Source organism: Bacillota bacterium (assembly GCA_033549065.1).
Classification (GTDB): Bacteria; Bacillota; Dethiobacteria; order DTU022; family DTU022; genus JAWSUE01.
In genome coordinates this window covers 111,577-126,172 of the sequence record JAWSUE010000004.1, presented here as the reverse complement: position 1 = coordinate 126,172, position 14,596 = coordinate 111,577, and the positions used below count along the sequence as shown (strand labels likewise).

General features: G+C 44.1%; 10 protein-coding genes and 1 pseudogene. All 11 read left to right on the top strand.

Going from position 1 to position 14,596, the window contains the following annotated elements; all coding sequences use genetic code 11:
- Window positions 1–19: 19 nt before the first annotated feature.
- Entirely contained in the window at window positions 20–2,227 is a 2,208-nt protein-coding gene (locus tag SCJ97_03860; protein MDW7739177.1) for an ATP-dependent RecD-like DNA helicase, read from the top strand.
- A complete protein-coding gene (locus SCJ97_03855) occupies window positions 2,227–2,970 on the top strand; it encodes a ComF family protein (GenBank protein ID MDW7739176.1) in 744 nt (247 codons plus the stop codon). Before SCJ97_03860 ends, SCJ97_03855 begins: the two co-directional genes overlap by 1 nt.
- Before the next feature lie 202 nt (window positions 2,971–3,172).
- The gene (raiA, locus tag SCJ97_03850; GenBank protein MDW7739175.1) at window positions 3,173–3,709 is read left to right on the top strand and encodes a ribosome-associated translation inhibitor RaiA; all 537 of its coding nucleotides are present in this window, start codon (window positions 3,173–3,175) and stop codon (window positions 3,707–3,709) included.
- Between the two features lie 51 nt (window positions 3,710–3,760).
- Window positions 3,761–4,882 carry a hypothetical protein gene (locus SCJ97_03845; GenBank protein ID MDW7739174.1) on the top strand — a complete coding sequence of 374 codons (1,122 nt, stop codon included), beginning with the start codon at window positions 3,761–3,763 and terminating at the stop codon, window positions 4,880–4,882.
- 71 nt (window positions 4,883–4,953) lie between these two features.
- Window positions 4,954–7,935, top strand: a complete 2,982-nt coding sequence (gene secA / locus SCJ97_03840) for a preprotein translocase subunit SecA (protein ID MDW7739173.1) — start codon at window positions 4,954–4,956, stop codon at window positions 7,933–7,935.
- An 84-nt stretch (window positions 7,936–8,019) separates the two neighbouring features.
- A pseudogene (gene prfB, locus SCJ97_03835) lies at window positions 8,020–9,091 on the top strand (peptide chain release factor 2).
- Window positions 9,092–9,106: 15 nt separating this feature from the next.
- Window positions 9,107–9,979, top strand: coding sequence for a YitT family protein (locus SCJ97_03830; protein ID MDW7739172.1), 873 nt, complete (start codon window positions 9,107–9,109; stop codon window positions 9,977–9,979).
- 172 nt (window positions 9,980–10,151) lie between these two features.
- Entirely contained in the window at window positions 10,152–10,841 is a 690-nt protein-coding gene (ftsE, locus tag SCJ97_03825; protein ID MDW7739171.1) for a cell division ATP-binding protein FtsE, read from the top strand.
- Window positions 10,831–11,718, top strand: a complete 888-nt coding sequence (gene ftsX / locus SCJ97_03820; protein ID MDW7739170.1) for a permease-like cell division protein FtsX — start codon at window positions 10,831–10,833, stop codon at window positions 11,716–11,718. Before ftsE ends, ftsX begins: the two co-directional genes overlap by 11 nt.
- 47 nt (window positions 11,719–11,765) lie before the next feature.
- A complete protein-coding gene (locus tag SCJ97_03815; GenBank protein MDW7739169.1) occupies window positions 11,766–12,959 on the top strand; it encodes a peptidoglycan DD-metalloendopeptidase family protein in 1,194 nt (397 codons plus the stop codon).
- Between the two features lie 161 nt (window positions 12,960–13,120).
- Window positions 13,121–14,596 carry a S41 family peptidase gene (locus SCJ97_03810; protein MDW7739168.1) on the top strand — a complete coding sequence of 492 codons (1,476 nt, stop codon included), beginning with the start codon at window positions 13,121–13,123 and terminating at the stop codon, window positions 14,594–14,596.

Genomic DNA, 14,596 nt, shown 5'->3' with positions numbered 1-14,596 from the left:
TTTATCGACAAATGTTGTATTGGAGGACTCTAACCTGGAGAAACTTGAAGGCACTCTGGAAAAAATTAGGTTTTACAGTGAAGATAGTTCTTACCTCATTGGTTCTTTGCGCTGTGATGACGGTAACACGGTAACGATCGTCGGTAATTTCCCTCCCATGCAGGAGGGTGAGAGCCTGGCAGTCTGCGGCCAGTGGCAAATCCATAGCCGTTATGGCAAACAGCTATCAGTGGACAAGTGGGAAAGACTGCTCCCGGCTACCGAAGAAGGGCTGAAACGATATCTTTCATCGGGGTTGATTAAGGGGATTGGTCCGGTTACTGCAGATAAAATTGTCAAATCATTTGGCCTTTCCACTCTCGATGTACTGGAAAATGAACCATACCGCCTGCAGGAAATTGAAGGTATCGGTGCAGTCAAAGCTGCATCTATAATCGAGAGCTATCAACAGTATAAAGATGTACAGAATGTATTGGTCTTTTTACAGGGGTATGGGGTCAGCGTCGGTCAGGCAATGAGGTTGTACCGCCGTTACGGTTCCCACACAATTCGGCAGGTCCGGGAAAATCCTTACCGCATGGCTGAAGATATATTTGGTATCGGGTTTAAAACAGCAGATAAAATTGCCCGCCAGTTAGGTATGCCTGAAGATTCACCTGAAAGAGTGCAGGCTTCGATTACCTACACGCTGAGCAGAGCTGCTGAACAGGGCCATGTTTTTCTACCTCGAACGCTCCTGATCGAGAGAATTCATGATCTGCTGGATATTACCGGTCAAGTATTAAATGAATCTTTTATTGATACACAGCTTCGCTCAATGGTTGAACAGAAGAGGCTTTTCAGTGAAATAAAGGATTCTGATGAAGCAATTTATTATGCCCCGTTTTACCAGGCCGAGCAGGGATCGGCCAGACTACTTATAAAAATTCGCAGTACAGCCCGTCACTATTCGTCGATAGAGGCTGCCCACGCCGTAGGTTCGATCAAGCATGATTGCTCCCATTTGACTGCTGAACAGCTGCAGGTGCTGGAAGAGGCTCTTCAGAACGGGGTTTTAATCGTTACCGGGGGACCGGGAACCGGAAAAACAACAACAATCAAGGCCTTACTCACAATATTCCAGTTAATGCGCCAAAAAGTACTACTTGCTGCGCCTACGGGACGGGCCGCAAAACGAGTTACGGAGGCTACCGGCGAAGAAGCTTTTACCATCCACCGGATGCTTGAATATAACTATCATGAAGGAGAAGGCTTCCGGTTCATGCGTAATGAAAAAAACCCGATCGATGCCCAGGTTTTAATCGTGGATGAGGCTTCAATGGTTGATTTAATGCTCATGTACAATCTGCTCAAAGCGATCCCATCCGGATGCAGGTTAATCATGGTCGGTGATATTGACCAGCTGCCTGCAGTCGGGGCAGGAAATGTTCTCAGGGATTTGATCAGTGCCGGAAATATCCCGTGCTTCCGGTTGGGGCATATTTTCAGACAAGCCCGGGAAAGCATGATTATCATTAATGCTCACCGGGTCAATCGCGGTGAAATGCCTTACCTTAATAAAAAAAATAAAGATTTCTTTTTTATTCATGAAGAAGATCCCGAACATGCTGCCCGGCTGGTAGTACAATTGTGCCGGGAAAGATTACCCAATTACGGACCATATGATCCTCTTTTAGATATTCAGGTTTTGACACCAATGCGCAAAACGGCGGCCGGAGTTGACCACCTGAATATTTTGTTACAGGAAGCGCTCAATCCACGCGATAGAAGGAAAATTGAGACAAGCAGTAAAGGAACCGTATTCAGATTGGGTGATAAGGTAATGCAGATACGCAATAACTATCAAAAAGAGATCTATAATGGAGATATCGGTCTGATTACGGCTATTGATAACGAGGAAGGGGAGCTTGTAGTAACCTTCAAAGATCTATTACAGCCCAAACCGGTGATTTATGACTTTACAGAGTTGGATGAGTTAGTTCTTTCTTACGCTGTATCGGTGCATAAGAGTCAGGGCAGTGAATATCCGGTAATAATAATGCCGGTATTAACTCAGCATTACATGCTTCTTCAGCGTAACCTTCTTTACACCGGGATTACACGGGCCAGGAAACTTGCTGTCCTGGTTGGCAGCAGGAAAGCTCTTGCCATCGCAGTTCGCAATAATCGTGCAGAAGAACGTTACAGTAATCTTGACGGCAGGCTTCGGTCAGGAGATTTTGAATAGTGCCCTGTTTGAATAACTCTTCCGAACATAACAGCCTGAAGAAAAAATGGACTGAAAAACTTCTTGAATTAATATTTCCGGAAAGATGTCTCTTCTGCCATGCAATAAGTCCATCTGAAGAATGGCAGCCCTTTTGTCATTCCTGCCGCAAATCATACAGTTCTCTTGGTATAATCTGTCCGGTATGTGAAAGTATTGATCTGGGAGTAAAGCAATGTAAATGTGGTTCACCCGCTGAATCGATAAAAAAGCTTTTTGCTTTGTCCGGGTATGAGGGCAAATGGCGCTTGCTCCTGCACGATCTAAAATATAAAAAGAAAAAGCACCTTGCTCGCCCCCTGGGCAACCTGTTAGGCTATGAGCTCTTAAAAAAGAATTTCATGAGAGCTGATTTCTTAGCTCCGGTACCATTACATCATCGCCGGGAAAAAGACAGAGGTTTTAACCAGAGTGCACTCATTGCAGGTTATGCTGCAAAAGCGTTAAATACACCATGCATTCCTCTTTTGTCCAGGCTTAAAGATACTGTATCACAAACGACGATAACCCGTTATGAAAGACGGAGTAATGTCAGGGGAGCCTTTGAATGTATTGACCAATCGTGTAAAGGGAAAAAAGTATTATTGATTGACGATATTTATTCTACAGGATCAACAATGAATGAAGCAGCACGGACTTTGCGCAAAAGCGGAGCGGAAGTCTTCGGTGCTGTAATAGCCTATAATTTTAGAAATAGCTTATGATAGAAATATAATTTCCCCCGGCTTATAATAAAAAGTCTTGAGTTTATATCTAACCTGATATATATTAGTATATGTTTGTATATAACTACCCGGTCATTCAACTGAACCCGTTGAAATAGCGGGCAGGAATTTTTTACTGGACTGGGGAATATTATTTGTAGTAATATATAAGTCTATAATAATCGGCAGGAGGTTGATATTTATGAAAATTTCTGTGCGTGGGAAAAACATTGAGGCAACACCTGCACTGGTTGATTATGCTCATAAAAAGCTTGGCAAGTTGGAGAAGCATTTTGATAAAGCTACCGATGTCCAGGTCCTGATGAGTGTTATTCGGGAAGATCATATCGTTGAAGTAACAGTCAGCTTAAACGGGTTGATCTTGCGTGGGGAAGAGTCAACCGGTGATATGTATGCATCGATCGATATGGTGGTTGAAAAACTTGAACGTCAGGTTAAAAAGTATAAAACAAGGATGAATAAATCTTTACGTCAGAGGGGCGTAAGGATTATCAGTGAAAAGCATGCGGCTATTGAAGCTGAAGCAAGGATAGAAGAAGAGCCACAATTGGTTAAAACCAAAAGATTCCCCTTAAAACCGATGACCGTGGAAGAGGCAATACTACAAATGGATCTTCTCGGACATAATTTCTTTGTATTTGCAAACGCTGACAGTGATGATGTAAACGTGGTCTATAAACGCAAGGATGGAAACTACGGGTTGATCGAACCGGAGTAAGCTTCCCAGTTCTTTTTACCAACCTGGCTGGTTCAGGAAGAGGTTTCTTTTATGAGTAAAGGTGTCAGCGCCGTTATTTTCGAAGGTTCGCAACCAACGAGCAGGGTGGAGGAAATGATGGTTTCAATCCGTCATGCCGCCCTGCTCGATAATTTAGAAAAGATGAACAGTGTTCCCTTTCTGGAAAATTTATATCTTCATACTAACCGCCCGGATCTGGTTGAACCTGCTTCTAAACTGAATGCAAAAGTAATCCTGAACTCAATTGCCCCGGAAAAATTTCATTTTGGCCGGGAACTCCAAAAAGCCATTAAAAACCATAACCTCGACAAAGTATTCTGCTTTAATGGCGCCGGCTGCCCCTTGATTACAGTTGAAGAGCTGAATATGATCTGCAGTAAGCTGATGCAAAATGAGAGATTTGTGTACACTAACAATACTCAGTCGGTTGATATGATCGCTTTTACAGTGCCGGAAAATATCAATGAAGTAGATCTGCCGGCAATGGATAATAGCCTGGCCCTTACCCTCCGTGATCAGTTGGGGCTAACCATGGAATTAATGCCGCACACTCTCGGACTGCTGTTTGACATTGATACGCCTTCTGATATCATAATCCTTGGAGCGGGACCTTATGCAGGCAGACGTACCAAAACAATGATTGACAGTTTTAAACTGGATTATGGTAAATTAAACAGGGCTAAATCAATTCTGTCTGATGAATACGAAGATATTGTCTTGATTGGAAGAGTTGGCGCTCCGATAATTGAGAGGCTGAATTCTCGTTTAAAGCTGCGTTTGCGTGTATTTTCCGAGGAACGGGGCATGAAAGCCCTGGGAAGGATAGAAGCAAAAGAGGTTGTCTCTCTGCTCGGGTTAATGCTGGACCATACCGGTATTGACCGCTTTTTCAGCTACCTTTCCCGGGTTGGCCGCTGTGCTTTTATAGACAGCAGGGTGCTCATGTACCATTATCAATTGGACCTATCGGACAGAGAGCGATTTCTTTCGGATCTTGGCTGCTGGCAGGAAATTGATAATCTATGGCTTAAAGAATTTACAAGAGCGGCCGAAGAGTGTTCCATTCCGGTTATTCTTGGTGGGCACTCACTTGTTTCCGGCAGTCTTTGGGCACTTTGTTCTGAGCTTGCCCCGGAAAGTTGCCTTAAGTGATTATAACTCAGCGTTTACGGCAATTGTAACCTGAAAACATTAGACATCTCTGAAGGGAAAGGAATTCAAGGATGACAGCAATTATTCAAAAATTTTTTGGGGATCCCAATGAAAAAGAAATCCGCCGGCTGCAGAAAATTGTAGATCAGGTTAATGAATTAGATGACTGGGCCTCACAGCTTCCTGATAACCAATTTGCCGTTCAAACAGAAAGTCTGAAACAGCGTTATCAGGATGGAGAAAGCCTTGATGATTTATTACCGGAAGCATTTGCCCTGGTCAGGGAAGCTGCTCATCGTAAGACAGGAATGCGGCCATTTGATGTCCAGGTTTTAGGAGCAATAGTCTTGCACCAGGGGCGTATCGCCGAAATGAAAACAGGTGAAGGCAAAACTCTGGTTGCAACGCTTCCGGCATATCTTAATGCCTTATCCGGCAAAGGAGTTCATATAGTAACCGTAAACGATTACCTGGCTCGCCGTGACCGTGAATGGATGGGTCCCATATATGAATTCCTCGGCTTAAAAGTTGGCCTGATTGTCCAGGGACTGGAACCTGCCCAGCGAAAAAAAGAGTACAGTGCAGATATTTCATATGCAACAAACAATGAACTCGGTTTTGACTACCTGAGAGATAACATGGTTCTTTATAAAGAAGAGATGGTTCAGCAGGATCTGCATTTTGCTATCGTGGATGAAGTTGACAGTATCCTGATTGATGAAGCCAGGACTCCATTGATTATCAGCAGCAGAGTTGAAGAAAAAGAAGATTACGGCCGCTGGAAAAAAGAAGTGGAGCATTTAATCCATAAGCAGAACCGGATGGTTTCTGATCTGCTTGAAGAAGCACGTAAAGATCTTAAAGAAGAAAGATTTGAAGATGCTGCTGAAAAGTTACTTCTTGCCCGCAGGGGATCTCCTAAAAATAAGAAGCTGTTAAAAATTCTCAAGGAACCGGGGATCGAACGACTGGTTGAAAGAACCAAACAGCGCTTGATGACGGAAAAACGGTTAACCCATCTGGATGAAGAACTTTATTACGTTATCGATGAAGCTACCCGCCTTGCCGATATCAAGGATAAAGGTTATCGTGAATTGGAAAGGATCAATCCTCAGCTTTTACAGCTTCTGCGGTTGGGACGGGATAAAGCTGATGAAGCAGCTGATGATGAGGAGCATGATCTTGAAACGGCTTCCGAGCACCGGCACTATTTTGATCAACTTATTAAAGCCTATTCGCTATATGAGAGAGATGTCGAATACGTTGTACAGGATGGAAAGGTAATTATTGTTGATGAATTTACCGGGAGACTAATGCCCGGGCGCCGTTATTCAGATGGCCTGCATCAGGCAATTGAAGCAAAAGAGGGCGTACAGATTCAGGCTGCTACTAAAACGGTAGCGTCTGTTACTTTTCAGAATTACTTTAGAATGTACACCAGGATTGCCGGTATGACGGGAACTGCTGCAACTGAAGAAGATGAATTTCGCAAGATTTACGGGATGGATGTTGTTGAAATTCCGACAAACAGAGTACTGATCAGAAAAGAACTTCCGGATCTTATATATAAAACTGAAGTGGCTAAATTCAGGGCTGTTGTTAATGAGATTGCGGAATGCCAAAGAAGAGAACAGCCTGTTCTGGTTGGCACAATATCTGTTGAAAAATCCGAGATGTTAAGCAAAATGCTAAAGCGTCAGAATATACCTCACGAAGTTTTAAATGCGGTTAATCATACCCGTGAAGCTTACATAATTGCTCAGGCCGGCAGTAAAGGCGCTGTTACCATATCGACCAATATGGCCGGCCGGGGAACAGATATTATTTTAGGCGGTAATCCGCAGTATCTCGTTAAAGAGAAATTAATCAGTGAGTTCGGCCTGGAAGAAAGTGAACTGGATGAGGATAAGAGGAATCGGTGGGAGAAAAGAGAGGCAGAACTGCTGGAAAGAGCCAATGAAGAGACAATAAAACAGCGTGAAGAAGTATTGCGACTCGGAGGGCTGCATGTTCTGGGGACAGAAAGACATGAAAGCCGGCGGATTGATAATCAGCTGCGAGGACGTTCCGGACGCCAGGGTGATCCGGGGTCATCACAGTTTTTTATCTCTCTTGAAGACGATCTTATGCGCTTGTTTGGCGGAGATAATATTGCTTCGTTAATGGACCGCTTTGGATTGGATGAAGATATGCCCATCGACCATCCATTGGTTGGTCGCGGTATTGAAAATGCACAAAAAAAAGTTGAAGCCCGAAACTTCGAGATTCGCCGCAACTTACTTGATTATGATGATGTTTTAAACCAACAGCGCGAAGTTATATACGGGCAGCGCAGGCGGGTTCTTGAAGGTGAAAATATGAAGGCGCCGATCATGGAAATGGTTGAGGAAATCGCTGATCGGCTGCTTGAAGAATATACTATGGAACATGGTTTTCTGGATGATGAAAGTGCTCACGCTCTGCTGGAGAGAGCAGAAAACCTTTTTGTCCGTAAAGGCAGTCTGGCGGTTGAAGAATTAGCCGACCATGAAGTTGGAGATGTCCGATCGCGATTGATTGACGAAGCGAAAGCATTTTATGAATCCAGGGAAGTAGAGTTCACTTCGGAAATTATGCGTGAACTTGAACGTGTTATCTTACTCCGAACGGTAGACAGGCACTGGATGTATTTCATTGATGTCATGCATCAACTGCGTCATGAAATTCATCTTCAGGCCTATGGACAGAGGGATCCACTGGTTCAGTACAGGCTGCAGAGCGCTGAAATGTTTGAAGATATGATCAGGCAGGTTCAGGCTGATGTGGTAAGGGCAGTTTATCATGTGCAGGTTACAGCTGCACCCCGGAGAACATCTGTGGCAGGTCAGGCAACCGGATATCAGCCAAGAATTGCCGCCCTGGGCGGGGGGAAGGCTCAGTCCCGGCCGGGTCAGGTGCAAAATCAGCAGGGGCAGGTGCAAAAACAGGAACCGGTTACTGTAGAAAAAATCGGGCGTAATGATCCCTGCCCCTGCGGAAGCGGCAAAAAATATAAAAAATGCTGTGGAGCATGATCATAAAGTAATTGAGAGAAGGTGCTTGCTTTGCTTAAAGAGTATCGTGAAGAATTAGCGTTGCAAAGAGAAAGGCTGGACGAAATGAGGGCTTCTCTTTGAATATGAAGAGAAACTAAAAGAACTCAGAGAATCTGAGACTAAAACTGCTGAACCGGATTTCTGGGATGACAGCAGCAGAGCCCAGGAATTTATGAAAAAACTGGGAACTCTGCGAGAGCAGATTAAGCCGATTATGGAATTGGAAACCCTGATCGAAGAGGCCGGTGTTTTTATGGAACTGGCTGGTGAAGATGAGTCAGAAATAGATGAAGCCGTAGTTGAATTAGGACCGATACTTGAAGAAATAACAGAAAAACTGGATTCCCTGGAATTGGAAACCCTGTTCAGCGGCAGTTATGACTTTAACAATGCTATATTGTCACTACATCCCGGCGCCGGTGGTCTTGAGTCACAGGATTGGGCGGAAATGCTTCTTCGCATGTATACCCGCTGGTGTGAACAAAAAGGGTATCAGGTTGAAGTGGTTGACCTCTTAACTGATGATGAAGCTGGAATAAAAAGTGCAATTTTTATTGTCCGCGGCCATGCTGCTTACGGTTACCTGCAGGCGGAAAAGGGTGTACACAGGATGATCCGGATTTCTCCCTTCGATACATCAAAACGCCGGCATACCTCGTTTGCCTCTGTAGATGTGATCCCTGAGGTGGAGGAGGAGGAAGAGTATGTTATTAATCCTGAAGATCTTAAAATTGATACCTTCCGCTCAAGTGGAGCCGGTGGACAGCATGTTAATAAGACTGACTCAGCGGTTAGAATAACCCATATTCCGACAGGTATAGTTGTTAGCTGTCAGAATGACCGTTCTCAGCACAGCAACCGGCAACAGGCGATGAGAGTATTACAGGCACGGCTGGCTGAACTGGCAAGACAGGAACAGGCCAAAGAAATAGATGCCGAACGCGGACAGCAAAGGGAAATAGCCTGGGGCAGCCAGATCAGAACCTATACTTTTCATCCATTTACTCTGGTCAAAGATCATCGCACAGGTATTGAGGTAGGGCAGGTCGAAGCTGTAATGGATGGCATGCTCGATCCGTTCATTGAAGGTTACCTCCGCTGGAAAGCCCGGGGTATGGTTCCACTGAAAAAATAGGGGTAATAGTTAATAATGAAGATAAAATCACTAGATAAAAAAGCATTAAAGATAATCATTAAAGATTTCTTTGGTATATTAGTTGGATCAGTGATCCTCGCTGTAGGATTTAATATGTTTATGGTTCCCAACATGTTGGCTCCGGGAGGAATCAGCGGATTGGGAGTAGTTTTGTACCATCTTTTCAGGGTTCCCGTCGGTCTGACGGTTATTGTCCTGAATATTCCCCTTTTTATTTACGGTTATATAATATTAGGCCCTCGAGTTATATTTCAAAGTTTACTCGGTACCCTCCTTTTCTCTCTGGCATTAGAAGTTACAGCGCCTCTTTTACCGGTAGCAACAGATGATTTACTGCTTGCCGCGGTATACGGCGGGCTGGTGACCGGAATCGGTGTCGGTATCGTATTTCGATTCCGGGGATCAACCGGGGGGACTGCTATTTTGTCGCTCATACTGGCTAAAACATCCGGAATAAGCCCCGGTCAGGCCATGCTTTGGGGTGATCTGGTGGTTTTGGCTTTTGCCGGGTTTGTATTTGGCGGAGAAGCAGCAATGTACGCAGCTCTGTCGCTTTTTGTCAGTGTAAAAGTTGTAGATGCTGTTCTTGAAGGCCTCGGTCTGGCTAAGTCAGCGATCATAATTACACGCTTTGGTGAGAAATTAAATGAAAAATTGCTTTACGAGCTTGGACGAGGGGTTACATGGCTTGAAGGAAAAGGCGGGTATACAGGTGAGTTGAGAGAGGTTCTGCTTTGTGTGATAACCCGTCAACAGACAGCACGCTTAAAAGCTATTATTTACGAAGTAGATCCGGAAGCATTCGTGATAATTGGCAATGCGACTGAAGTTCATGGAGAAGGATTTAAAAAAATGCAGCAGAGCTAGCTGGATAATTTATAAAGCATACCTATGAATATGGTTCTACTGTCATAGAGTATAATTATTTGCAAAATAAGTAAAAATATATTAAAATATTTAGAAGGATCGACTGATTAGATGTCGAATTTTAGGCTAACTGCATATATTATGTAAAGTATGCACAGGAAGGTCTGACTACATGGTCGAAGCAAAAAACGTGTGCATGAAATATACTAAAAAGGGGCAGTATGCTCTTGATAATGTAAGCTTTTTGATTGAACGGGGAGAATTTGTTTTTTTTGTAGGGTCCAGTGGTGCCGGAAAATCGACTCTACTGAAACTGATTATCAGGGAGCTTATGCCGACAGATGGCACTTTAAAGGTTTTTGGAAGAAATGTAGCCCGTTTGCCGAGACATCGCTTACCTTACTTAAGGCGAAATATCGGTATGGTTTTCCAGGATTTTCGTTTGATTGAAGAACGGACGGCCTATGACAATGTTGCCTTTGCCATGATGGTGATCGGTTCTTCGCGACGGGAAATCCAGAAGAGAGTTCCACAGGTTTTAAGCCTGGTTGGCCTTGAAGAGAAGGCAAAAGCAAGGGTTTGTGATCTTTCCGGAGGGGAGCAGCAGCGTGTTGGCCTGGCCCGGGCGATTGCCAATCGGCCTGCTCTTATTATAGCCGATGAGCCGACCGGGAATCTTGATCCCGGGACCACTCTGGATATTATGAATCTTTTACGCAGTATCAATCTCCGGGGCACGACTGTTTTAGTGGCAACCCATAACCGGGACATTGTTGATTATTTTAAAAAAAGAGTCCTCTATCTTGAAAACGGGAAATTAGTCGGGGATGAACAAAAGGGGATCTATTCCCATGTTCATTAGTGGCTTCATTTATATTATCAGGGAAACCATTAAAGGGCTTTATCGCAACAGGTGGATGTGTATAACATCAACCGGGGTGGTTGTTGTAACTTTACTGATGCTTGGTCTCTTTATGCTGGTTAACCTGAATATAGGGCATATCACAGATACTGTGAAAGAGCAAGTCGAGATTGTAGTTTACATAGATGATCGAGCAAATCAGGATGTGCTAAGCCGTTTGGAACAGAATCTACGCAGCCATCGTGATATTGAAGAGGTGCGTTACGTATCAAGCGAAGAACATCTGAACCGGCTTCAGAGTCAGCTTGGAGCGATGTTGGAAGGTTATGATACTGATCTTGACAATCCTCTTCTCGCGTCGTACGAAATTAAAACTGTCGTTCCGGAGAATGTTGTTGCTCTGGCCGGTGAAATTGAACTATATGAAGGGGTTACTTCAGTATTTTACGGACAGGATTATGTTGAAAACCTTTTTGCTGTAACCCGTGTTCTCCAGTATGTTGGGCTGGCTCTTATGGCAGGGTTGTCAATCACAGCAGTGTTTTTGATTTCACATACGATCAAGCTTACCGTTATGATGCGGAAAAAAGAAATAGCAATAATGAAGTATGTGGGAGCTACAAACTGGTTCATCCGTTGGCCTTTTCTGTTGGAAGGCCTGATGATGGGTTTCGTCGGCGCTGTTTTGCCATTGATAGCTTTATACTATATATATCAATACTCGGTAGACTGGGTAGTTGCCAATAATCTTTTTTTCCTGAGCTTGCTCCCAGTCCAAATGGTAATTATCGAGTTAGCCAAGTACCTGGTCCCACTTGGTACCGGTTTGGGAATCCTGGGAAGCACATTTTCAATGGGACGCTTTTTGCGGGTTTAAACAATATATAGATATAAGAAATACAAGCAGGGAGGAAAAAGAATATGATGACCGGTAAAAAAGCCTGGTTTTTATTAATTTTCCTGACACTTCTGTTTTTTATTTCTATCGCTATTCCTGCCTATGCAATAAACGAAGAAATTGAAGCCAAACAGCAGGAAAGAGAGGAAATTGAAAAAAAGAGGCGCGATGAACAGAGCGCTCTTGAACAGCGTCTTAATCGTGAATCTGCTTTAAAGGAAGAGTTAAAATACCTGGAGAACCGTATTCAGGAGCTGCGACAGGAACAGGAAAGATTGGCCGGAGAAATAGCCCTGGTGGAAGATGAAATCTCAGAGGCAGAAGCCGAACTTGCTGTTGCTGAAGAACAACTGCGTTACCAGGAAGATTTATTAAAACTGAGGTTAAGGGCAATACAACAGCACGGGCTAGTGACTTATGTGGAAGTTCTCCTTGAATCCAGCAGCTTTTCCGACTTTTTAACCCGATTATATAATTTAAGTTTGATTGCTTCCAATGATCTACGGCTTATTGAGGAGATTCAGGAAGAAAGAGATTTAATTAGAGCATGGAAAGAAGAGCTCGAGCAGAAGAAAGCTAACCTGGAAAATATGCGCCGCAGGGTTGCTGACAACGAAGCTGAGATGGAGAGGGTATCAGAAGACAGGGTTATCATCCTTGGAGAGCTTCAGGAAGAAATTACCCTTAACCTGAAAGCGATCGAGGATCTCGAACGTGAAGCACAAGAGCTCGACGATCTTATCCGACGCTTAATTGCCGAAGCCAGCAGCAGATTTTCCGGAGTTCAGGGAGCGCTGCATTACCCGATTGAACCACCGACCTGGATCAGTTCGGGATATGGTTGGCGACGTGATCCATTCAGTGGTGCCCAGGCCTGGCATGGCGGTGTGGATATGGCGCCACATCATGGAGCAGCAAATTATATCCTGGCTGCAGCAGATGGTGAAGTAATCTATTCCGGTTGGAATGGTGGATACGGTAACTGTATTATGATAGATCATGGTGATGGAACTGTAACATTATATGCTCACATGAGCAGTTTACTGGTTAAAAAAAGTGAAATCGTTCTAAAGGGTCAGCGTATAGCCCGGGCTGGGACAACAGGATATAGCACAGGAGTTCATCTACATTTTGAAGTTCGGGAATATAACCAGCCGGCGGTTCGAAGATATCCCAGTGGAAAGCCGGATCACAGGTATAATCCGATGAACTATTTTTAAGCAACATAATTATTTAACTTTTTAGGCCGTTCAAACACACGTGTATTGAACGGCCTATTTATTTTTGGGTAGTAGAAGATTATATTTATGATATTATAGATAACAGGTGTCCGGTTTGAATCCGGATTACTGCACATGAAATTTTTTGGGAGATGAATTTTATGGAGAATAACAATAGAAAGAATTTTTTTATCTGGGCATTGGTTGTACTTGCCTTAATTATCATAACGAATCTGGCAACATATCACTATTCCAGAAATGCTGCTGAAGGCGAGAATGATAATTCAACAACCATAATCAGGTATGAACCTACACGAAGCGATATTGATCCCGATACGGTAATTATATTTGAAGCGCTGGACTCCATCTTGAAAAATTATTACACGCCTGTTGAAAAAGAAGTCCTGATCGAAGGAGCAGTCCGTGGTATAATCCAGAGTCTGGATGACCCTCTGGTCCGTTACTATGATGCCGAGGATTTAGAAGAATTCCTGATGGAAACCAGGGGTTCCTACGGCGGTATCGGGGTTAGGATTATAGAATCAAATCAGAGTATTGTTGTTTTTGATGTATTCCCCGGGACGCCGGCAGAAAGAAGTGGCTTGAGCCCCGGTGACAGAATTATTAAGGCTGACGGTGTTGAATTAACCGGACAGGGTCTGATGATTGCAGTTGAACACCTACGTGGTCCAAGTGATACAATAGTCGAACTTGAAATAAGTAGGCCTGGTGCGGATGAGCCCATCGTGATTAATGTTAGTAGGGAAGAGATCCAGGTAACCACAGTTTTCAGTGAAATGCTTGATGACGGCCTTGGCTATATTCAGATCAGCAGTTTTGACAGCAATACGGCCAGGGAATTCACCGAGCAGTTCAGGGCTATGGAGCAGAGAGGTTTAAGCACAGGTTTGATTCTAGATTTGAGGAACAACCCGGGAGGCCTGGTTGATCAGGCTGTTGAGATTGGCAAGCTATTAGTTCCTGAAGGCGAGATTGTCAGACTTGTCGGGCGTGACGATGATGTAAAAACTATTTATAATTCCAGTGCTGCCCGCAAACCTTATCCTATCGTTGTTCTGATCAACGAAGAATCTGCCAGTGCATCTGAACTGCTGGCGGGTGCGCTTCAGGACAGGGGGGCTGGAATGCTGGTCGGGAAAACTTCATACGGAAAAGCATCTGTCCAGCAGTTAGTCTACTTACCGGGAGATAATGCCATACTTTTAACTATGGCCCGCTACCTGACTCCATCCGGCCACGATATTGATAAATATGGGATAGAACCTGATTTTACTGTTGAAATGCCCGAAGTTTTGCGGTATTATCGTTACTTCCACCCCGGAAGGCTGGAAGAGGGCTCGTATGGCCCTGATGTGGAAGTTTTACAAATGATCCTGGAACAAATCGGAATAAGAGTTGAGGTAAGCGGTTACTTTGATGATCAGACAGCCCGGGCATTATCTGAATTCCAGATCTATGCAAACCTTAGACCAAGCGGTGAATTTGATGATCAGACGTGGATAGAACTAAGAGAAGCACTTGATATTGCTGCCCGCGATCAGGACGCACAGCTTAACTATGCAATTGAACTGATCAACAAACCAGGGTTGTGGACCATTACCGGAGGAATTGAATAA

Bases quoted from the DNA above. Each gene is read 5' to 3' on its own strand.
- SCJ97_03830 (MDW7739172.1), top strand. From the start codon at position 9,107: ATGAAGATAAAATCACTAGATAAAAAAGCATTAAAGATAATCATTAAA.
- raiA (MDW7739175.1), top strand. From the start codon at position 3,173: ATGAAAATTTCTGTGCGTGGGAAAAACATTGAGGCAACACCTGCACTG.
- SCJ97_03845 (MDW7739174.1), top strand. From the start codon at position 3,761: ATGAGTAAAGGTGTCAGCGCCGTTATTTTCGAAGGTTCGCAACCAACG.
- SCJ97_03815 (MDW7739169.1), top strand. From the start codon at position 11,766: ATGACCGGTAAAAAAGCCTGGTTTTTATTAATTTTCCTGACACTTCTG.
- secA (MDW7739173.1), top strand. From the start codon at position 4,954: ATGACAGCAATTATTCAAAAATTTTTTGGGGATCCCAATGAAAAAGAA.
- ftsE (MDW7739171.1), top strand. From the start codon at position 10,152: ATGGTCGAAGCAAAAAACGTGTGCATGAAATATACTAAAAAGGGGCAG.
- ftsX (MDW7739170.1), top strand. From the start codon at position 10,831: ATGTTCATTAGTGGCTTCATTTATATTATCAGGGAAACCATTAAAGGG.
- SCJ97_03810 (MDW7739168.1), top strand. From the start codon at position 13,121: ATGGAGAATAACAATAGAAAGAATTTTTTTATCTGGGCATTGGTTGTA.